This is a genomic window from Pseudomonas typographi, assembly GCF_014694385.1.
GTDB classification, from domain to species: domain Bacteria; phylum Pseudomonadota; class Gammaproteobacteria; order Pseudomonadales; family Pseudomonadaceae; genus Aquipseudomonas; species Aquipseudomonas typographi.
The window spans coordinates 63459-85267 of record NZ_JAAOCA010000025.1; the positions used below are offsets into that span (position 1 = coordinate 63459).

Annotated in this window: 12 protein-coding genes and 3 pseudogenes; 3 read left to right on the top strand and 12 right to left on the bottom strand. The window is 60.9% G+C overall.

Annotated features, from left to right (window positions below):
• The first annotated feature begins 222 nt into the window (after positions 1-222).
• Positions 223-1409, top strand: a pseudogene (locus HAQ05_RS19120) (IS3 family transposase).
• Positions 1410-1771: 362 nt separating this feature from the next.
• Entirely contained in the window at positions 1772-2059 is a 288-nt protein-coding gene (locus HAQ05_RS19125) for an RstR family transcriptional repressor (RefSeq protein ID WP_190423506.1), read from the top strand.
• Between the two features lie 368 nt (positions 2060-2427).
• Here the strand turns inward: HAQ05_RS19125 and HAQ05_RS19130 are convergent, their stop codons facing one another.
• From HAQ05_RS19130 to HAQ05_RS19145, 4 genes and pseudogenes are all read right to left on the bottom strand, one after another.
• Entirely contained in the window at positions 2428-2796 is a 369-nt protein-coding gene (locus tag HAQ05_RS19130) for an immunity 8 family protein (protein WP_190423432.1), read from the bottom strand.
• Positions 2796-5399 (bottom strand): annotated as a pseudogene (locus tag HAQ05_RS19135) (DUF637 domain-containing protein); the annotation flags it as partial. The pseudogene HAQ05_RS19135 and the gene HAQ05_RS19130, both read right to left, overlap by 1 nt.
• A pseudogene (locus tag HAQ05_RS19140) lies at positions 5386-6069 on the bottom strand (POTRA domain-containing protein); the annotation flags it as partial. The pseudogenes HAQ05_RS19135 and HAQ05_RS19140, both read right to left, overlap by 14 nt.
• A 132-nt stretch (positions 6070-6201) precedes the next feature.
• Positions 6202-7086 carry a LysR family transcriptional regulator gene (locus tag HAQ05_RS19145; RefSeq protein ID WP_190423438.1) on the bottom strand — a complete coding sequence of 295 codons (885 nt, stop codon included), beginning with the start codon at positions 7084-7086 and terminating at the stop codon, positions 6202-6204.
• A gap of 117 nt (positions 7087-7203) precedes the next feature.
• On the opposite strand from HAQ05_RS19145, the gene HAQ05_RS19150 reads away from it, so the two are divergent.
• Positions 7204-8460, top strand: a complete 1257-nt coding sequence (locus HAQ05_RS19150) for an MFS transporter (RefSeq protein ID WP_420825783.1) — start codon at positions 7204-7206, stop codon at positions 8458-8460.
• Here HAQ05_RS19150 and HAQ05_RS19155 read toward each other — a convergent pair.
• The 8 genes from HAQ05_RS19155 to HAQ05_RS19190 form a co-directional block, all read right to left on the bottom strand.
• Entirely contained in the window at positions 8457-8810 is a 354-nt protein-coding gene (locus HAQ05_RS19155) for a YgiW/YdeI family stress tolerance OB fold protein (RefSeq protein WP_190423440.1), read from the bottom strand. The genes HAQ05_RS19150 and HAQ05_RS19155 overlap by 4 nt on opposite strands.
• Positions 8811-8873: 63 nt before the next feature.
• Positions 8874-9938: a uroporphyrinogen decarboxylase gene (gene hemE, locus HAQ05_RS19160; protein WP_190423442.1), complete on the bottom strand. Its 1065-nt coding sequence runs from the start codon at positions 9936-9938 to the stop codon at positions 8874-8876.
• 101 nt (positions 9939-10039) lie between these two features.
• Positions 10040-11461 (bottom strand): FAD-dependent oxidoreductase, encoded by a 1422-nt coding sequence (locus tag HAQ05_RS19165; RefSeq protein ID WP_190423444.1) that lies wholly within the window; start codon positions 11459-11461, stop codon positions 10040-10042.
• A gap of 121 nt (positions 11462-11582) precedes the next feature.
• Positions 11583-16034 carry a glutamate synthase large subunit gene (gene gltB, locus HAQ05_RS19170; protein WP_190423446.1) on the bottom strand — a complete coding sequence of 1484 codons (4452 nt, stop codon included), beginning with the start codon at positions 16032-16034 and terminating at the stop codon, positions 11583-11585.
• Positions 16035-16386: 352 nt separating this feature from the next.
• Positions 16387-17970, bottom strand: a complete 1584-nt coding sequence (locus HAQ05_RS19175) for an AAA family ATPase (RefSeq protein WP_190423448.1) — start codon at positions 17968-17970, stop codon at positions 16387-16389.
• A gap of 7 nt (positions 17971-17977) precedes the next feature.
• Complete coding sequence (gene aroB, locus HAQ05_RS19180) at positions 17978-19084, bottom strand: 3-dehydroquinate synthase (protein WP_190423450.1); 1107 nt, start codon at positions 19082-19084, stop codon at positions 17978-17980.
• A gap of 58 nt (positions 19085-19142) precedes the next feature.
• On the bottom strand, positions 19143-19661 hold the full coding sequence (aroK, locus tag HAQ05_RS19185; RefSeq protein ID WP_190423452.1) for a shikimate kinase AroK: 519 nt from the start codon (positions 19659-19661) through the stop codon (positions 19143-19145).
• 4 nt (positions 19662-19665) lie between these two features.
• Positions 19666-21798, bottom strand: coding sequence for a type IV pilus secretin PilQ (locus HAQ05_RS19190; RefSeq protein WP_190423454.1), 2133 nt, complete (start codon positions 21796-21798; stop codon positions 19666-19668).
• Positions 21799-21809: the final 11 nt, after the last annotated feature.

The following is a 21809-nucleotide window of genomic DNA, read 5'->3' on the forward strand; positions in this document are numbered from 1 at the left end:
GGCCTAACAGTTGGCGAAAGTTCGGGCGGGCAATCTGGCTTATGGGATTAACGCATTGTTTTTATTAATAAATGCGGTGGGCGCTAACGTAGAAGCTGGTGTAGGTTTTACGTTTCAGCTATCTGGGTGGCCGGGCTCGATTACCTTTGGCGACACTCATTGAGCTGGTCTAATGACCCCGGAAACCTCGATAGGTGAAATTACACCCATCGAGGAGTACCTATGAGCAAGAAATACAGAAAATTCGACGCCAGCTTCAAGCTGGAAGTCGTGAATATGATCAAAGATCAGGACATGAGTGTCGGCCAGGTTTGCCGAGATCTTGATCTAGGCGAGACGGCGGTTCGTCGCTGGGTTCAGCAGTACGAGGCCGAGCAACTGGGCGGTGCCGGGATCGGGAGGCCGCTGACGTCGGAGCAACAGCGTATCCGCCAGCTCGAGCAGCAGATTCGCGAACTGAAGATGGATAACGATATCCTAAAAAAAGCTACGGCCTTCTTTGCCCGCGAATTGAAGTGATCCATAAACTGGTCCGTAATTACAACGCAAGGCCTTCCCGGTTGCACGTGTGTGCCGGGTATTGCGGATCAGTCGTTCCGGGTTTTATGAGGCAAGTCAGCGCGCCCGAAAAACGCCCCTGGCTTGCCCTGTGGCGGTCAAGCTCAAAGCCTTGTTCTCGGCCAACGATCGCTGCTACGGCAGCCGTAGGCTACGCAGCGCATTGCGCAACGAAGGCGTTGTGATTGGCCGTTTCAAAGTCCGCCGACTAATGAGGGAGCATGGTTTGAAGCCAGCCTGGAAGCCCAAGTTCGTGCATACAACTGACAGTAAACACAACTTGCCGGTAGCCAACAATTTGCTCAACTGACATTTCAATCCGAAGACCATCAACCATTCCTGGGTAGCGGACATCACCTACATACGAACCCGAAGCGGCTGGCTTTATCTGGCGGCCGTTATGGACTTGTGTTCCCGCAAGATCGTGGGCTGGGCCATGGCGCCGCATATGCTGCGCTCAGAGTTGGTTTGTAGCGCGATGCAGCTGGCTATTGCACAGCGTCAGCCAGGGCCCGGACTCATTGCACATTCCGACCGGTTGAATCCGCCCAGTACGCTGGCGCTGCATATCAAAGCCTTCTGGCTCGCCATGGCATGCGATGCAGCATGAGCGGGAAAGGTAACTGCTGGGATAACGCAGTGATGGAGCGGTTTTTTCTGAACCTGAAAATGGAACGGGTTTGGCGCCGAGACTACGCCAACCACAGCGAGGCGATGAAAGATGTCGCTGACTACATCGTGAGGTTTACAACGATGGTCGGCTGCACTCGACCCTAGGCTATCTACCGCCGAATCAGTACGAACGGCAGGAAGCGCAAAAACTACTTATCAAGGTGTCCGGGATTGCTTGACCACTGCACTGAGCCGCAATATTGCTCAGGTTTTCTTGTATCAGTTGATCCTTCAGCTTTGGATACAAGGCCGCATTTTCAGCGCCGGAGCTAGCAGCTCCACCTTTTGCACCAACTAATCAGCAATAACCGCTCTTACCTCTCCGCCCCGAATTATGACCCGCCCCCAATCGCCAGACAGAGTATAAGCACCATCAACTCTAGCAAAACAGTCTATATTTCCATAGTCCAAATCACCCGCACTATCTACAAACGCTATGAGTCTCCTATCAAGCCATTCGATAGAGTCTGCGTTAAAAAACCGCAACAAAACCTTGCGATAGCAATACGACTCTCCGTTTTTCGGCTCGGCGGCAACAGAAATTCATGTACAGCAGATAAAGCGCTACGAGGCTGGTAGCTCCTTGCCTACAGCCGACGCACTGAAAAAGCTGGCTATCGCGCTGCACGTGACCTCGGACTTTTTGCTATTTGAAACCGACGAACGCGGGCCAGATGATCGATTGCGCTACCAGTTCGAAGCGATTTCACGCATGCCGATGGAAGAGCAAGAACTGGTACGAGGCCTGCTCGATGCAGTGATTGTGAAACATCAGGTAGCCGGGGCCATTGCCCGTGCAGCAGGACCTGCGACTAAAGGGAAGGAGTAATCGAAAGGCGGTAGATCTGTGTATTACAAAGGCAATACACCGCACACCAGTGTTTATTGGGCGAACCCTGTGTTTTGTATTACAAATGTATAGCAGCGCCTAGAAGGCAGAAATCGGATAACTAATTGATGCATATAGAAAATACTCACCTCGCAAGAGGTGCGTGTTGTGTATTGAGATTTTGCTCCTGTTAAGGAGCGAAAATTCATGCTCAAAAAGGGCGTATTGAGCAGATAGACCGTAGGTCGTCAGGGTGGGTGCAAAAGGGATGCAACTTGACTGCAGAAAGGGTGCAGAAAGGGTGCAAAAACACCGGCGCAAGGCCGGTGTCGAAAGTGTCAGATCAAGTTGAAACCTCTACACATAAATTATGTGTCATCTAAGGGCTTGTAGTCTTCAAACTCCCATGCACCCATGCGAGACAGCTTTTGGGCTACACCCCAAAAATCCTCCCCGGAGCAAGCCTCAACATAGTTTGAAATTTCTTTAACTATGAGACCTGTATCATATTCAAAAACTATCAGCATATGCCGTCCCCACACAGCTCCAAGGGGATAATATTCGCTTTTGATCCAGTCCGGGGTACAGACAAGTATCTGAAAAAGATGTCCACCTTCTTGATCATCAGGACCAATTTGAACCGTTAGCCATATTCCAAAGCACTTTTCGTCATTGGGCCAGTATTGATCAAAGCCAACGGCATCATTCAGATCGATTGATTTTATAACTGCTTTCATCAGTTCGTAACACTCAAGTGGCCATTACCGATAACTTTTCCGTCTTGCAACGTTTGGAAATTAGCTTGTACCCCTGTCGGATTATATTGAGCTGGGGTATTGGGTTTTATCGTTGGTGGTCTATACACACGTGTCCCATCAGCACTAATAAAGCCCCCAGGAACACCCGAGATAGGCCTAGCACCATCACCAACCCAAGTCTTACCCAACTGATTAGCTTCGGAAGATGTGCCTTGACCTATAGAGAAGTTCGGATTTTTCGTTCCACTGCCATTCACAGCAGCCGCCAATCTTGAGTCCTGGGCCGCAATATTGCTCAGGTTTTCTTGTATCAGTTGATCCTTCAGCTTTGGATACAAGGCCGCATTTTCAGCCTCGGAGCTAGCAGCTCCACCTTTTGCACCTATAGACCCTTCTAATACCGCACCCTCAGCGATGCCTCCGACCAACCCTCCGCCTACGACGCCGGATTCATTCAGGAAGTTCCGCAGCCACACATTATGCGCTGCCGCCATCTCATTAGAATTGGTATCGAAGAAATGTTCAATAATCTCCTGTTCATTGGCCGACCATCCGCCCGCGCTATCCAGCGCGCCCAGCGCAGTTTCGCCGGCCAAAAGCGCGGAAAGCTGAACGTTGCACCCTGCTTCCCCCGACGCCTGACAATCGTATAGCTTGGCCCCGCCTTTGCGGTCGCTGATCACTTGATATTCGGTTTTCAGCTGTTGCCGGCATCCTTCCGGATCTGAACTCGTACGGCAGTCGAGCAACGCTTTCTCAAGCGCATCAACTTCCTCATGGTTGAGATAGTTATATGCCGTCGCACTGCCCGCTACCGCTGCGCCCACCTGCAAGTCCTGCCCATCCCCCCCCTCCAACGCAGCCGTCAGCACACCGACCAACTGCGAGTTCATGACCAACAGCCGCCCCTTCTCATCGGCCGTCATACCCACATACTGCTTGGCCAGGGTATCAACCAGTGCTTCGTTCACACCCGCGGCCAGCGCGCCTGTCTTGAAATCGCCGCCCAATGCCTCGGCGGCCAGGCCACCCACAATCGCATGTAGGCCGATCTTGGCGAGGCTGCCGTTTTCCAGGCCCGTATCGCCTACCCAGTTGAACCCCGCAGCCATAAAGGTATTGGCCAACGTTTGCTGTAAGGCATCCCCCAGGCTGCCACATTGCCCCAGTGCTTGGTTGAGCACGGCCGAGGTGGTGTTTTGCAGCGCCTGGTTGGCCGCGAACTGGCCAATGCCGCTCCACGTGCCCAACCCACCTCCAACGACCTTGCCGCTGTTCGCCAACAGGTTGGAGCCGGCATTGCCTGCCTCTCCCGGCAAGGTACTGGCGCCGGTCTGTGTGCTGGTCCACTTGTCGTACAGCCCCGCCGTGAGCCCGGCGGTCAGGCCCGCGACGGCATAACCTTTCAATGCATCGCTGGAGGTGATTTCTCTGAGCACCGCGCCCACATCACCCCGGTTATTGAGAGTACTTACCGCCGCCCCACTCGCCGCGGAAGTAATGGCTGCCGTCGCCGCCGCGTTGGCCCAGCCTGCCGCCGTGGTAGCCGAAGCCGTGGCCCACACTGAAGTAGCAGCGGTCGTGCCGGTGGCGCCTGCCGTGCCCGCCAGGAAGGTGCTGGCCGCACCGGCGGTGAAATACGCCACCACAATGGCTATCGCCAACTGCGCCCCCACCCCCAGCCCCGACTGGCTGTACTTGAACGAATCGTGAATCTCCTTCACCTGCCGCCAGTCCACGTCACCTCGCGTTTCGGCGTCCTTAAGCCATGCGAGGTTCGGGTCGGCCTGTACCATCGCATCGATGATCTGGCTGACGCTTTGTTGGTTTACCTCCTTGATGTCGATGGCGACCCCTTGCGCGGCTTCGATCATTACCTGGCCTTGGGCGATCATCTCGCTCTGCCGCAACGTCTCGTCAGTACTGCCTTTCCCACTCGCACTGGCCCACGCCAGGCTGCTGCTGCTCTTCTCGTGGCTTTCCTGGTGGAGGTCTTTCACACCTTCGAAAGTCACGGCGCCGCCGCTGCTGATGGCCAGGTCGCCGCCGCTTTGCAGCTTGGCCGCTTGGTAGGTTTGGTCGCTGCCGCTGACCAGCAGCAGGTCGCCGCCGGTGGTGATTTCGCTGCCGATATTCACGACGTCGGTGACTTCGTCGCGTTTGGTTTCCCTGCTGCCGAAGCTGCCCTTTTTGTTTTTGTCGTAAAGCGAGTAGTCCGTGTCTTGCGCGGCCAGCAGGTCCAGCTTGCCGCCGGCGACCAGGTAGGCTTCGTCGCCGGCGGTGATGCGGCTGGAGATCACCGCCAGGTCTTGCCCGGCGCTGAGGGTTACGCTGCCGCCCGCGGTTAGGTCGGTGGCCACTTGGCTTACGTGGTCTTGCTCGGTGGTGAGCTTTTTGCTTTTAGACAGGTAATGGTCTTCGTTCGCGGCGGCGCTGAGGGTCAGGTCTTCGGTCGCGGCCATGCTGATGTCGCGCGTGGCGTCGAGCTGGCTGGCGATGGCGCTGATGTCACGGCCCGCGTCGATGGACAGGTCACGGCCGGCGCTGACGCTGGCGCTGAGTTGGGTAACGTGAGAGGGATACCCGCCAAGGCTCGGCGGGGGTGTTGTTGACCTGTACCCGGCTACCGCCAACGTGTTCGCCGGGCACCAGGTCCATTTTCACTTGATTGGAGGGCAGCCGGTTGAGCTGGTCAACCATCTGCTCCACCGCCCGCAAGTTGAGCAGGTCACCCGGCGCGCCGGGGAACGCCATCGCCAACTCGCGCGCGGTCAAGCCGCTACCCTGCCCCGGCACCAAGCCCTCCAGCCGCCCCTCGACGATGCGCACCACCAACCGCCCGCTGGCCAACCCCTGCTGCGGCAAGTAGGCGCGGCTGGTCACCAGGCCACGGCTGATATACAGGTCGGTAATCGTCGTGAGCAAGCCGTTCAGCTCGGCTACCCCAAGGCACTGCCCTACATAGGGTTCGACCAGGCGGCGCTGGTCGGCGGGGGACAAGCGCGTGGCCCCTTCAAGGGCCACTTCATGGATCACAAAACAACGGGGCGACGCGGGCAACTGCGGCGTTTGTGGGGCCTGCTCTTGGCCGGGCAGGTGCTGCAAGTCTTCGAGGCGGCGCTGCTGTTCGTCGAGCAACCGCTGTTGGCGCTCGCGCAGTAGGTCTTGCTCACCGGGCAAAGGCGCCGCGTGGGCGGCCGCGCTCAACAAGCAGGCAACCAGCCAGGCGAAGTGAAAAAACAATCGATCCATGTGCGTCCGTGCGATGGCAAAATGGTGGCACTCGGAAGACGCCATGGTAGAAAGGCCCACCTATTGACGTCAACATTTTGTTACACCGCTTGTCGGTCTGGATACAATTCATGGAACTATTTTCGGCCATACCTATCGCTGCATGAGCAGCCGCGCGAACGCCTCCACCATGGCCGGCGGCTCACCCTTACGCTGCACCAGCCAAATCGCCGTTTGCGCACCGTCGTCGAGCAAAGGCCGGTACACCACCCCGCCGATGCGCATCCAGTGATACGACGCCGGCAGTACCGACACCCCTAGCCCTGCAGACACCAGGCCGATGATGGTCATCGGTTCGCTGGCTTCCTGGGAGAAGCGCGGGCTGAACCCGGCGTTGCGCGCCAGTTGCAGCAGTTGGGCGTACACGCTGCTGCCATAATTGCGCGGGAAGAACACGAACGGCTCATTGGCCAGGGCGGCCAGGGCGATGCCGGCTTCGCTGCCTTCGGCTAAAGGGTGGCCGGCGCTGAGCACGGCCACCAAGGGTTCGCGAAACAGCTCGGCCATCTCCACCGAGGCCGGCAACGGCACGGGCCGGGTCAGGCCCACATCCACATCCCCGGCTGCCAGCCGGTCCACCACATCGTGGCTGCTCATTTCCAGCAGGGTCAGTTGCACGGCGGGAAATGCCTGGCGAAAGTGATGGATCGCCTGGGGGATGGTGGAACTGAAGGGCGCTGACGATGTGAAGCCAACTTTCAGCTCGCCCAGTTCGCCGGCTTGGGCGCGCCGGGCCACGTCGCCGGCCTTGGTGACTTGGGCCAGCACCTGGCGTGCCTCCTCCAAGAACAACCGCCCGGCCTCAGAAAGCTCCACGCGGCGGTTGTTGCGGTTGAACAGGCGCACGCCCAATTGGGCTTCAAGTGCTTGAATTTGCTGGCTCAGCGGCGGCTGGGAAATCCCCAGTTGGTGAGCGGCGCGGCCGAAGTGCAATTGCTCGGCCACGGCCACGAAATAGCGAAAATGCCGCAGCTCCATAGCCCCTCCATTAAGTCGTACAGCCTATTAATTAGGTCGAATAATATATTGGAAGGATAATTCGCCGAGGGCTATGCTTTTTTCCCGCTGAAACGTAACACTTTGAGGCCATTCCCCGTGAAAGCTGCCATCGCGATGCGCGAGCCCCCCCCCACTGCCGCAGAAGCCGCCCCGCCCGAGGCTTTCATTGAAAAAGGCACGCCGGCCTTCATCCGCACCGTGTTGGCGCTGTTCGCCGGCGGTTTTGCCACCTTCATCTTGCTGTATTGCGTGCAGCCGTTGATGCCGATCCTGTCCCGGGAATTTTCTATCAATGCGGCGCAGAGCAGCCTGGTGTTATCAGTGGCCACGGGCTTAATGGCGGTCGGCCTGTTGGTGACCGGGCCGGTGTCGGACGCGATCGGGCGCAAGCCGGTGATGGTTGCGGCGCTGTTTTGCGCGGCCTTGTGCACCCTGGTGGGCGCGGTAGTGCCCAGTTGGCACGGCATTTTGCTGATGCGCGCGCTGGTGGGGTTATCGCTGAGCGGCCTGGCCGCCGTGGGCATGACCTACCTGAGCGAAGAAATCCACCCGCAGCACATCGGCTTGGCCATGGGCCTGTACATCGGTGGCAACGCCATTGGCGGCATGAGCGGGCGCTTGATCACCGGGGTGCTGGTGGACTTTGCCAGTTGGCGGGTGGCGATGGTGGTGATCGGCACCTTGGCATTGGCCGCCGCCATCGTGTTCGCCAAATGGTTGCCGGCCTCGCGCAACTTTCGCCCGCACCGCTTGAACCCGCGCAGCCTGGTAGACGGCTTTACCGTACACTTCAAGGACGCCGGGTTGCCTTGGTTGTTTCTCGAAGGCTTCCTATTGATGGGCAGCTTCGTCACCCTGTTCAACTACATCGGTTATCGCCTGCTCGCCGAGCCATACCACATGAGCCAGGCCGTGGTGGGGTTGCTGTCGGTGGTGTACCTGGTGGGCATTTACAGCTCGGCGCATGTGGGCGCGCTGGCCGACAAATACGGCCGGCGCACGGCGTTCTGGGTGTCGATCCTGGTGATGGCCGCAGGCCTGGTGCTGACCCTGGCGCAGCCATTAGCGGTGGTGCTGCCCGGTATGCTGCTGTTCACCTTTGGTTTTTTTGGTGCGCATTCGGTGGCCAGTAGCTGGATCGGCCGGCGCGCCGTGCGTGCCAAGGGCCAGGCCTCTTCGCTGTACCTGTTCTGCTATTACGTAGGGTCCAGCGTGGCCGGCACCTTCGGTGGGCTGGCGTACCATGAGGGCGGTTGGAACGGCGTGGGCGCGTTCATCGGCGCGCTGCTGCTAGCCGCCTTCGTGGTAGCGCTGAAGCTGGCGAAGCTGCCCACCACGGCCACAGACGCTTAGTTCACAAGCTCTACGCGCTCCACGTCGATCTCGCGGCTGGTGAGGTCTTTATCCACTTCACCGTGCAAGCGAACCCGGGTGGTTTCGCTGACCGCCGCGCCAGCGGGCCATTGGTCGTGCTCAATCTCGGCGTGGATGCTACCGGTCGCATCGCGGAACTCGTAGGTGTCGCCTTTAACCTTTTGCACCAGGTTGCCGATCAACACCACCGGGGCGTCATCCGACGCCTGCAGGGCGCCGGCCACGGTGGTGATGTTACCGGCGTTCGGCCCGGTGTAACCGGTACTGGCGGCCACGGCGGTGCCCGTGAGCAACGACGCGAAGGCGATGGCAAAAAACTGCTTTTTCATGCTTGGAACCCCATTGTGCTGGAAACGATGGGGGCAGGTTACAGCGCGAGGCTGAAGCCAGGCTTAATGGTGGTATTGCCCGGACAACTCATGCACCGCCTCGATAAAGGCCCCAGCATGGGCGGGGTCTACCTCAGGGGTGATGCCATGGCCCAGGTTGAATACATGGCCGCTGCCGTGGCCGTAGCTGGCCAGTATGCGCGCCACTTCGGCGCGAATCGCCGCAGGCTTGGCATAAAGCACGCTCGGGTCCATGTTGCCCTGCAGCGCGACCTTCGCACCCACCCGCTGGCGCGCTTCGCCGAGGTCGCAGGTCCAGTCCAGGCCCAGGGCATCGGCACCGGCGTCGGCGATTTTCTCAAGCCACAGCCCGCCGTTCTTGGTGAACAGAATAACCGGCACCGGCCGGCCTTCATGCTCACGCACCAAGCCGGCGACGATCTTGCGCATGTACGCCAGGGAAAACACCTCATAGGCCGCTGAAGAGAGGCTGCCGCCCCAGGTGTCGAAAATCTGCACCGCCTGGGCACCAGCGCGGATTTGCCCGTTGAGGTAGGCCGTTACCGCTTGGGCGAGTTTGTCGAGCAGCAGGTGCAGCGCCTCGGGCGTGTCGTAGAGCATCGCTTTGGTTTTGCGAAAGTCCTTGGACGAACCACCTTCGACCATGTAAGTGGCCAAGGTCCATGGGCTGCCTGAAAAACCAATCAGTGGCACACGGCCGCCCAGCTCATGGCGGATGGTGCGGACCGCGTCCATCACATAGCCGAGGTCTTTGTTCGCGTCTGGCACCTGCAGCGCCTCGATGTCGGCCGGGGTGTCGATGACCTTGCGAAAACGTGGGCCCTCACCGGTTTCGAAGTACAGGCCCTGGCCCATGGCATCGGGGATGGTGAGGATGTCGGAAAACAAGATGGCCGCATCGAGCGGGTAACGCTCCAGCGGTTGCAGGGTCACCTCGCAGGCGAACGCCGGGTTCTTGCACAAGCTCATGAAGTCGCCGGCCTTGGCACGGCTGGCGCGATACTCCGGCAGGTAGCGGCCGGCTTGGCGCATCATCCATACGGGGGTAACGTCCACCGGCTGCTTGAGCAGGGCACGAAGGAAACGGTCGTTCTTCAGGGCAGTCATAACGGCATCCGGCAGGGTTGTGCCGGGCATTTTCGCAGACCCTCGCGCAAAAGGCACGGCGCCGGGCCGTGCCTTTGCTCAATGGCCGCCATTGAGAGCGGTCATAGTCCCAGGTAGTCGAGGATGCCTTCGGCCGCCGTGCGGCCTTCGTAGATCGCGGTCACCACCAAGTCCGAGCCACGCACCATGTCGCCACCGGCGAAAATTTTCGGGTTGCTGGTTTGGTGCTTGAACGCGCCGCCTTCGCCCGGGGCCACCACGCGGCCTTGGCTGTCGGTGCCAATGCCGTGCTGCTCGAACCACGGCGCCGGGCTGGGGCGAAAGCCGAAGGCGATCACGACCGCGTCAGCCGGCAGAATCTCTTCAGAGCCCGGGATCGGCTCCGGGCTGCGGCGCCCGCGGGCATCCGGCTCGCCCAGGCGGGTTTCGACCACCTTCACGCCCTCGACCTTGTCTTCGCCCACGATGGCGATCGGCTGGCGATTGTAGAGGAACTTCACGCCCTCTTCCTTGGCGTTCCTCACCTCTTTGCGCGAACCGGGCATGTTGGCTTCGTCACGGCGGTAGGCACAGGTCACGCTCTTGGCGCCCTGGCGGATCGAGGTGCGGTTGCAGTCCATTGCGGTGTCACCGCCGCCGAGCACCACCACCCGCTTGCCTTTCATGTCTACGAAATGCTCAGGGGCCTTTTCAAAGCCCAGGTTGCGGTTAACGTTGGCGATCAGAAAATCCAGTGCGTCGTGCACACCGGGCAGGTCTTCGCCCGGGAACCCGCCCTTCATGTAGGTGTAGGTGCCCATGCCCATGAACACGGCGTCGTATTCAGCGAGCAGTTGCTCCACGGTCACGTCCTTGCCCACCTCGGTGTTCAGGCGGAACTCGATGCCCATGCCAGTGAACACCTCGCGCCGGTTGCTTAGCACGGTTTTTTCCAGCTTGAACTCGGGGATGCCGAACGTCAGCAGGCCGCCGATTTCCGGGTTCTTGTCGAACACCACCGGGGCCACGCCAGCGCGCACCAGCACGTCGGCGCAACCCAGGCCCGCCGGGCCTGCGCCAATCACCGCGACACGCTTGCCGGTGGGCACCACCCGCGACATGTCGGGGCGCCAGCCCATGGCGAAGGCGGTGTCGGTGATGTATTTCTCGACCGAACCGATGGTCACCGCGCCGAAGCCGTCGTTAAGGGTACATGCGCCCTCGCACAGGCGGTCTTGCGGGCATACGCGGCCGCACACTTCCGGCAGGGTATTGGTTTGGTGCGACAGCTCCGCCGCCGCCAGGATGTTGCCTTCGGAAACCAGCTTCAACCAATTGGGTATGAAGTTATGGACCGGGCATTTCCACTCGCAATAGGGGTTGCCGCAACCCAGGCAACGGTGCGATTGGTCGGCCGACTGCTGGGGCTTGAAGGGTTCGTAGATTTCGACGAACTCCTTCTTGCGCTGGCGCAGTAGTTTTTTCTTCGGGTCTTTGCGCCCCACCTCGATGAACTGGAAGTCGTTACTCAAGCGTTCGGACATGATTCGCCTCTCGGCGCAACTTCAAGCGTGAAGCTTCAAGCTGCAAACAAAAATTCGGTGTTCTGGGCGGCGCGCCCCAAGCGTGCGCCGTTCAACGCGCCGCTTGGGGCTTGCCGTAGGTTTATTGCGGGTTGGCCCGGGTGCTGGACAACAGGTTTTTGAGGCTGGCGGCTTTCGGCTTCACCAGCCAGAAGCGGCGCAGGTAGTCGTCGAGGTTTTCCCAGACGTTACGGCCCCATTCGCTGTCGGTTTCACTCACGTATTCAGCCAGCACGCTGTCCAAATGGCTGCGGTAAGCTTCCATGGCCTCGCCGCTGATGCGCTGGATTTCCACCAGTTCATGGTTCACGCGGTCCACGAAGGTGTTGTCCAGGTCTAGCACGTAGGCGAAACCGCCGGTCATGCCGGAACCGAAGTTGTACCCGGTTTTGCCCAGAACGCAGACGAAGCCACCGGTCATGTACTCGCAGCAGTGGTCGCCGGTGCCTTCTACCACGGTGTGCACACCCGAGTTGCGCACCGCGAAACGCTCACCGGCGGTGCCGGCGGCAAACAACTTGCCGCCGGTGGCGCCGTACAAGCACGTATTGCCGATGATCGCGCTGTCCTGAGTGTTGAACGGGCTGCCCTTGGGCGGCACGATCACCAACTTGCCCGCCGCCATGCCCTTGCCGACGTAATCGTTGGCATCGCCTTCCAGGTACAGGTTAAGGCCACCGGCGTTCCACACACCGAAGCTCTGCCCCGCGGTGCCCTTGAAGCGGAAGGTGATAGGTGCCTCGGCCATGCCCTGGTTGCCGTAGCGCCGGGCGATTTCGCCAGACACACGGGCACCGATGGAGCGGTCGCAGTTGCACAAGGGCAGCTCATACTCGCCACCGCTTTTGCGTTCGATGGCGACCAAGGCCATGTCGACCATTTTCTCGGCGGTTTCGCCTTGGTCGAACGGCGGGTTGCGGTCGACTTGGCAGAACTGCGGCTTGTCGGCCGGGATCGCATCGCTGCCCAGCAGCGGGGTGAGGTCCAGGTGTTGTTGCTTGGCGGTCTGGCCGGGCAGCACCTCGAGCAGGTCGGTGCGGCCGATCAACTCGCCGAGGCTGCGTACGCCCAGCCTGGCCAGCCATTCCCGAGTCTCTTCGGCCACATAGGTGAAGAAATTCACCACCATGTCGACGGTGCCGATGTAATGGTCTTTGCGCAATTTGTCGTTCTGGGTGGCCACACCGGTGGCGCAGTTGTTCAGGTGGCAAATCCGCAGGTATTTGCAGCCCAGGGCGATCATCGGCGCGGTGCCAAAGCCGAAGCTTTCGGCGCCAAGGATGGCCGCCTTGATCACATCCAGGCCGGTTTTCAGGCCGCCGTCGGTTTGCACCCGCACCTTGCCCCGCAGGTCGTTGCCACGCAGGGTTTGGTGGGTTTCCGCCAGGCCCAGCTCCCAAGGGGAGCCGGCGTACTTGATCGACGTTAGCGGCGAGGCGCCGGTACCGCCGTCGTAACCGGAGATGGTGATCAAGTCAGCATAGGCTTTGGCCACGCCGGCGGCGATCGTGCCCACGCCGGCCTCGGATACCAGTTTCACCGATACCAGCGCGCGCGGGTTGACCTGCTTGAGGTCGAAAATCAACTGGGCGAGGTCTTCGATCGAGTAGATGTCGTGGTGCGGCGGCGGCGAGATCAGCGTCACACCCGGCACCGCATAGCGCAGCTTGGCGATCAGGCCGTTGACCTTGCCGCCTGGCAACTGGCCGCCCTCGCCCGGTTTAGCGCCTTGGGCCACCTTGATCTGCAACACCTCGGCGTTCACCAGGTACTCCGGCGTGACCCCGAAGCGGCCGGTGGCCACCTGCTTGATTTTCGAGCTTTTGATGGTGCCATAGCGGGCCGGGTCTTCGCCGCCCTCGCCGGAGTTCGAGCGCGCACCCAGGCGGTTCATGGCCTCGGCCAGGGCTTCGTGGGCTTCGGGCGACAGCGCACCGAGCGAGATACCGGCCGAATCGAAGCGCGTCAGGATCGCTTCGAGCGGCTCGATGGCGTCCAGCGGCAACGGCTGCTCGGCCTCTTTGACCTTGAGCAGGTCGCGAAGCATCGACACCGGGCGCTGGTCGACCAGCGCCGAGTATTCCTTGAATTTCTGGTAATTGCCGCGCTGCACCGCAGCTTGCAGGGTGCTGACCACGTCGGGGTTGTACGCATGGTATTCGCCGCCGTGCACGAACTTGAGCAGGCCGCCTTGCTGGATGGGCTTACGCGCGCTCCAAGCCTCCAGGGCCAAGGCTTTTTGTTCGGCCTCGATGTCGACGAAGCGGGCGCCCTTGATACGGCTGGCGACCCCACGGAAGCACAGCTCGGTCACATCGTCGGCCAAGCCGATGGCTTCGAACAGTTGCGCGCCGCGGTACGAGGCAATGGTCGAGATACCCATTTTGGAGAGGATCTTGAGCAGGCCCTTGGTGATGCCCTTGCGGTAGTTCTTGAATACTTCGTACAGGTCGCCCAGCACCTCACCGGTGCGGATCAGGTCGCCCAGCACTTCGTAGGCCAGGAACGGGTATACCGCCGAGGCGCCGAAGCCGATCAGCACGGCAAAATGGTGCGGGTCGCGCGCCGTGGCGGTTTCGACCAGGATGTTACCGTCGCAGCGCAGGCCCTTTTCGACCAGGCGGTGGTGCACCGCGCCGGTGGCCAATGCGGCGTGCACTGGCAGCTTGCCCGGCGCGATATGGCGGTCGCTCAGCACCAGTTGGGTGCGGCCGGCGCGCACGGCTTCCTCGGCTTGGTCGGCGATATTGCGCACCGCCGCCTCCAGGCCCAGGCTTTCGTCGTAGTTCAAATCGATGTTGTAGCGTTCGAACCCTTCGCGGTCCAGGTTCATCAACGAACGCCACTTGGCCGGGGATATCACCGGTGAGCTGAGGATCACCCGCGAAGCGTGCTCAGGCGATTCCTGGAAAATATTGCGCTCGGCGCCCAGGCAGATTTCCAGCGACATCACGATCGCTTCGCGCAGCGGGTCGATCGGCGGGTTGGTCACCTGCGCGAACTGCTGGCGGAAGTAATCGTAAGGCGTGCGCACCCGCTGCGACAGCACCGCCATCGGGGTGTCGTCGCCCATCGAGCCAACCGCTTCGTAGCCTTGCTCGCCCAAGGGGCGCAGCACCTGATCACGCTCTTCGAAGGTGACCTGGTACATCTTCATGTACTGTTTAAGCTGCTCGGGCGAATAGAACGCCGAACCGTGGTCATGGTCATCCAGCGTGGCCTGGATGCGCTGGGCGTTTTTGCGTAGCCACTGCTTATAAGGGTGGCGCGACTTCAAACGGCTGTCGATGTCGTCGGTTTCCAGCACTTGCCCGGTTTCGGTGTCTACCGCCAGTATCTGCCCTGGCCCCACGCGGCCCTTGGCGATCACGTCTTCGGGTTTGTAACCCCATACGCCGATTTCCGATGCCAGGGTGATGTAGCCGTTCTTGGTGGTGACCCAGCGCGCCGGGCGCAGGCCATTGCGGTCAAGCAAGCACACCGCATGGCGGCCTTCGGTCATCACCACACCGGCCGGGCCATCCCACGGCTCCATGTGCATGGAGTTGAATTCGTAAAAGGCGCGCAGGTCCGAATCCATCGTTTCGACGTTCTGCCAGGCCGGCGGGATGATCATGCGCACGGCACGGAACAGGTCGATGCCGCCGGTCACCATCAGCTCGAGCATGTTGTCCATGCTGGAGGAGTCCGAGCCCACCCGGTTGACCAATGGGCCCAGTTCGTCCAAATCGGGGATAAGGTCGTTGGCGAACTTGGTGCGCCGTGCCTGGGCCCAGTTACGGTTGCCGGTGATGGTATTGATCTCGCCGTTGTGGGCAAGAAAGCGGAACGGCTGCGCCAGCGGCCATTTCGGCATGGTGTTGGTCGAAAAGCGCTGGTGGAATACGCAGATCGCGGTTTGCAGGCGCTCGTCACCCAGGTCTGGGAAAAACGCGGCGAGGTCCGCCGGCATCATCAAGCCTTTATAGATGATGGTTTTGTGCGAGAACGAGCAAATGTAGTGGTCGGTGTCTTCGGCGTTAGCCACCGACGAGCGGCGGCGGGCGCTGAAAAGCTTGATTGCGAATTGCTGGTCATCATTGAGGCCATCACCGCCAATGAACACCTGCTCGATTTTCGGCAGCCGCTCCAGGGCCAATGGCCCGAGCACGCTGACGTCGATGGGCACCTCGCGCCAACCGATCAGCTCCAGGCCGGCGGCGAGGATTTCGCGGTTCATGTTTTCCCGCGCAACCTCGGCCTTGGCCTCGTCACGGTTGAGGAACACCATGCCTACCGCGTACTGGCGGGGCAATTCACGGGCGAAGTGCTCCTTGGCCACGGCGCGCAGGAACAGGTCGGGCTTTTGGATCAACAAGCCACAGCCGTCACCGGTCTTACCGTCGGCGTTGATCCCACCGCGGTGGGTCATGCAGGTCAACGCCTCAATGGCCGTGTTCAGCAGGTCATGGCTCGGAACGCCCTGCATATGGGCGATCAGGCCAAACCCACAGTTATCCTTGAATTCATCGGGACGGTACAGACCTGTTTTCATAGACACTTTCTCACCAGGCTTGCCTGAATTACAGGCCAATTCTTTTCATTTCAACCACTTACCATCCGCGCTGAACGTAAGCCGGCTTTGCGGGGCAAAAGGGCAGTCATTGTACACACAGGCTGCGGTGCTCACAAATTCTACGACGAATTGCCGCAAAACAGTGTCGCTATATTGAATGTTTTTGCTGAGCCGTCGTGGTAGCGATACGGCGCAGCCTGCGATTTATCAGCTTACTGCACAGTGTTTGTATACGGGCAGGGCACTTTTTGGGGGCAGAAAAGCCCCCCGCGCTAGGCGCGGAGGGCTTCCAGTGGAGACGCGAAGTAGCGGCGGGGTGGTGCCACGGCCTTCAGCGGGCTGTAGCGAGCTCTTGTTGGACGCTGGCGACAGTTCTGGGCCAAGGTTTACCAGCCTGAACCTTCGCTGGCAAGTTTTTGATGGCAGCCACCGCCGCGTCACGGTTGGGGAAATTGCCGTAGGTGATCACGTAAAGCGGTTTGCCCTGCAGGTTTTTCTTGAAGTAACGGTACTGGCCGCCTTGTTCGCGTACATAGGCCTGGGCCGTACTTTCATTGCTGGTGCCGAGAATTTGCACCACGTAGCTACTAGGCGCCTGGCCGCTATACCAACTGCTACCCGACCCGCCTGGGGCAGGCTTGGCGGCTGCTTTTTCGGCGGGTTTCTCTACCGCCTTCGGTGCGGGCTTGGCGCTGGCAACCGGCGGCACTGCCTTGGCCGGCGGTGCCGCCACCGGCGCTGGGGTAGGTACCGGAGCAGGCGTGGGTGCCGGCATGGCGTTCGGTGCCGAAGCCACACTGCCGGCTGGCGGTGCGCTAGTGGTCACCGTGGGTGGGGCCACCGAGCCGTTGGGCACAGGCCCGGTACCGTCGTCGCTATCGCCACCGGCAGCCGATGCCAAGGGCTCACGCATCACTGGCTGCTGCCCGTTCATCGGCTGCGGCTTGTTGCTGCCGGCAAAATCGATGGCCGGGCTGCCGTCTTGGTTGGCTTGGGCGTCGGTCGGCTGGCCCTGGCCCAACGGCAGTTGCGCCTGCACCGGCGCGTTGCTCGGTGCCTTGCTGCGGCCAGACATCACTCCAGCGGCCGCTACGACCACCACCACGACCGCGGCGGCGGCTATCACTAACTTTTTCGGCATCTTGAACCCCATGGTTGGACGCTTCACCGCGGAGCGGCTAGCGATCATCGCCTCGATCATCGAATCCCGGGCAACCTGGTTGATCGGGCCAGGCCAGCCACCGGAGGCTTCGTAGATGTCGGCAATCTGGTCATTGCTGAGCAGTTGCCCACCCTGCCCCGCGCCTTCCAGGCGCAAGGCCAGGTATTCCCGTGTTTCTTCCTCGGTGTACGGTTGCAGCTCGATGATGTGGTAGCGCTCCTCGCCCACATCGGTTTGCTCCAACGCGCCGATCAGCGATGGCTCACCGAACAGGAACACGTGCGGGCGCCCTTCCGGGGTGCCCTGGGCCAGGGCCAGCAGCGCTTCGAGTGCCGAATCGTCGAGTTGTTCCGCATCGTCAACCAGCAGGTACACTTCCTGGCCGGTCAAGCCGAGTTGCACCACCTGGGCCACGATGGCGCCCACTTGTGCATCGGCAGCGCCCAAGGTTTGCGCAACCTGGCCGAGCATGCTAGCGGCGTTTCCACCGCCACGCGCCGAAACCACCACGCTTTGCACCGACTGCTTGTTGGTGCTGGCCACCAGTGCCTGGCGTAGCAGCGTCTTGCCGCTGCCCTGCGGGCCAGTGACCACCAGTAACATTTGGCTATAGCGCGCCAAGTGGTGCAGTTGCCCCAACACCGGCTTGCGTTGGGCTGGGAAAAACTTGAAACCCGGTACGCGCGCCGCGAATGGGTCGTGGTCGAGCTGGTAATGACCGAGGAAAGCCTCGTCGGCATGTAGACTGGACATGGAACCCTCATTTACCTCGCAGCTGGGCGGCGATGGCCGCGTAATCGGCGGTCAGCGTGGCCCGCAATGTTTCTTGTGGATAATCGTCGGTGACTACCGCCTCGCCGAGGCGCCGCAGCAATACCAGGCGCATGCGCCCATCGAGCACTTTTTTGTCGACCGCCATGTGCCGCAGGAAGTCATCGGCGCCCATGGCTGCCGGCGGCACCACTGGCAGCCCGGCGCGCAGCAGCAGGCGCAGGCCGCGGTCACGCGCGGCTTGGTCGATCCAGCCCAGCCGCATGGACATTTCCAGCGCCATGGCGGTACCGGCGCCTACCGCTTCGCCGTGCAGCCATACCCCATACCCCATATGGGTTTCGATGGCGTGGCCGAAAGTGTGGCCCAGGTTCAGCGTGGCGCGCACGCCGGTTTCCCGCTCATCGGCATTGACCACATCGGCCTTGGCCTGGCAAGAACGGGCGATCGCCTCGGTCAGCGCTTGCGGGTCGAGGCCCATCAGCGGCTCGATGGATGCTTCGAGCCAGCCCAAGAAGGGCTCGTCGCAAATCAGCCCATACTTGATCACTTCGGCCATGCCGGCAGACAACTCGCGCGCGGGCAAGGTGCGCAACGACGCGGTATCGATCACCACGGCCTTGGGCTGGTAGAAGGCCCCGACCATGTTTTTGCCCAAGGGGTGGTTAATACCTGTTTTGCCGCCCACCGAGGAGTCGACCTGTGACAGCAAGGTAGTCGGCACCTGGATGAAATCCACGCCGCGTTGGTAGCAGGCCGCGGCAAAACCGGCCATATCCCCGACCACCCCGCCACCCAGGGCGACGATGGTGGTGCGGCGGTCATGGCGGGCCTTCAGCAGGCCGTCGAAAATAAGCTGCAGGGTTTCCCAGTTCTTATGCGCTTCACCGTCAGGCAGCACCACACTGATCACGGCACGGCCGGCCAATGCCTGCTCCAACTGCGCCAAGTAAAGCGGCGCCACGGTTTCATTGGTAACGATCGCCACCTGCTTGCCGGCCACGTGGGGCAAGAAGCATTGCGGGTTGGCCAGCAAGCCTTCGCCGATGTAGATCGGGTAGCTGCGTTCGGCCAGTTCAACCTTCAGTGTTTGCATGTTTTCCGCCAATCGAGGGCTTTACTGCCCCTTTGCTTATTAGGCTGCCTGCGCTGCCTCACCGGGGTGGCAATTCCCGTAGCCGTTCAAGGATATCGAACACGACCATGCGCGGTGGGCGCTCATCGGTTTCCACCACGATGTCGGCGATTTCCCGGTAAAGCGGGTCGCGAACCGCCAGCAGCGCCCGTAGCGTAGCGGCCGGGTCGGCCGTACGCAGCAGTGGCCTATTGCGGTCACGGGCGGTACGGCCTACTTGCTGCTCCACCGACGCATGCAGGTAAACCACCCGCCCGCCGGCATACAGCGCCTTGCGGTTTTCGTCACGCATTACCGCGCCACCACCGGTGGCCAGCACCAGCCCATCATACGCACAAAGCTCCGCGAGCATGGCCGCTTCGCGATCGCGAAAGCCGGCCTCTCCCTCTCTGTCGAAGATCCATGGAATGTTCGCGCCGGTACGCGTTTCGATTTCCTTATCGGAATCCCTGAACGGCAGGCGCAACTCTTTGGCAAGCAAACGGCCTATGGTGGTTTTACCCGCCCCCATCGGCCCTACGAGTATCAAATTTTGCACAGCATCAACGACTCACAGCAATCGCCTGGTTGTTCATGATACGTGGTGTCAGGAATACCAACAGCTCGGATTTACTTTCCGAGATCACATCCCGACGGAAAAGGCGACCAACATACGGCACATCGCCGAGAAATGGCACCTTGTCGACGGTTTTATTCTGCGTATTGGAAAACACCCCGCCGATTACGATGGTTTCGCCATCGTTGATCAACACCTTGGAGTTGACCTCGTTCTTGTTGATCGGCGGCACACCGAGCACCTCATTGAGGTAATCCGGTTCGTCCTTGGTCACTTTCACCTCCATAATGATGCGGTTGTCCGGGGTGATCTGCGGGGTGACCTCAAGCGACAGTGACGCCTCCTTGAACGACACCGTGGTGGCCCCGCTGGAGCTGGCCTCCTGGTAAGGCACCTCGGTACCTTTGAGGATTTTCGCGGTTTCCTTGTCGGACGTAATCACCTTCGGTTGCGAAACCACCTCCCCATTGCCGGTTTTTTCCATCGCCGACAGTTCGAGATCGATCAACGTGTTGTTGGTCACAAAACCGATGCCGATACCGCTGGTGGCGTCGGCGGCGCCCAGGTCCACGAACGGCACGTTACTGCCGGCGGAGGTACCGGTATTGCCATCGGTGTCGCCCAGGGCATTCAGCCCGCCGATGGAGGTATTGCCGTGGCCGCTGGACGTGCCGCCCCAGCGCACCCCCAATTGTTTGTCGTAGTCGACGGTGGCTTCGACGATTCGCGCCTCGATCATCACCTGGCGCACCGGGATGTCCAACTGGGCGACGATGCGGCGCAGTTCGTCAAGGCTTTCTTGGGTTTGGTAGGCGATGATGCTGTTGGTGCGGTCATCCACGGTGATCGAGCCACGGGTATCGCTGCCGTTTTCGCCGCCACCGCCGCCGGCGCCCTTGCCACCGGTACCGGTTACCGACTGGAACAGCTTGGCGATGTCGGCCGCCTTGGCATAGTTGACTTGAATCAGGTCACGGCGCAGCGGCGCCAGCTCCTGGATCTGCCGCTGCGATTCGAGCTCCTGGCGCTCGCGGGCGGCGATTTCATCGGCCGGGGCCACCAACAGCACATTGCCAACCTTGCGTTTATCCAGGCCCTTGGTCTTGAGCACGAGGTCCAGCGCCTGGTCCCACGGCACGTTTTGCAGGCGCAAGGTGATGTTGCCCTGCACCGTATCGCTGGCCACCAGGTTCAGGTTGGTGAAGTCGGCGATCAGTTGCAGCACCGAGCGCACGTCGATGTCCTGGAAGTTCAGCGAGAGCTTGTCGCCGGTATAGATGTTCTTGTCGGCGTTGCGCCGCTGCAGGTCTTCGTTGGTGAGCGGGCGCACGCTGATGGTCAGGCGGTTGTCGGCCTGGTAGGCCGAGTAGTCATAGGTGCCGGAGGGCTCGATGGTGATGGTGGCGGTATCAGCGACCATCGACGCGTTCACGTATTGCACGGGGGTGGCGAAGTCTTTCACATCCAGGCGCACGCGCAGCGGGTCGGGCAGTTGGGTCTTGGCGAACGACAGCACGATCTTGCCGCCCTGCTCTTTGATATCCGGCGCAATGCCAGCCTCGGTGAGGTCGACCACCACGTTGCCCTCGCCCAACTCACCGCGTTGGAAGTCGACGTTACGCACCGCCCTGCCCACCGGGGCAAAACCGCTGGCAGGCGCGGCGCTGGCCGCTGCCCGGGGGGTGGCCACCGGCGGCGGCACCGGGGTACGGGCCGGCTTGCTCGATTGCAGCGCGCTGGCGCCTTCACCGATCAGCACAAATACGTTATTGCCTTCGGAACGGGTGCTGTAGGGCACCAGCGTGTTCATGTTAACGATCAACCGGGTGCGGTTCTGCGCCTCGACCACCACCAAGCTGCGGGCGTTACCCGCCCCCAGGTCGCGGCTGCTGGTGGCCAGGCGGTTACTTACCCCCGGCAGGTCCAGGGCAATGCGTGCCGGCTGGTCGGTGGTATAACCGCGCGGCGCTGGCACCGGGCTATCGAACGTGAGCTTGAGCTCCATCCGGTTGCCGGGCAGGCTCGCCACGTCGACCGCCGTGAGGTTGGCGGCCAGCACCATTGGCGACAGCAGCGCCATCCATAGCGAAATGCCAAGGGCCGATACAATCCTTTTCATCATCGAATTCC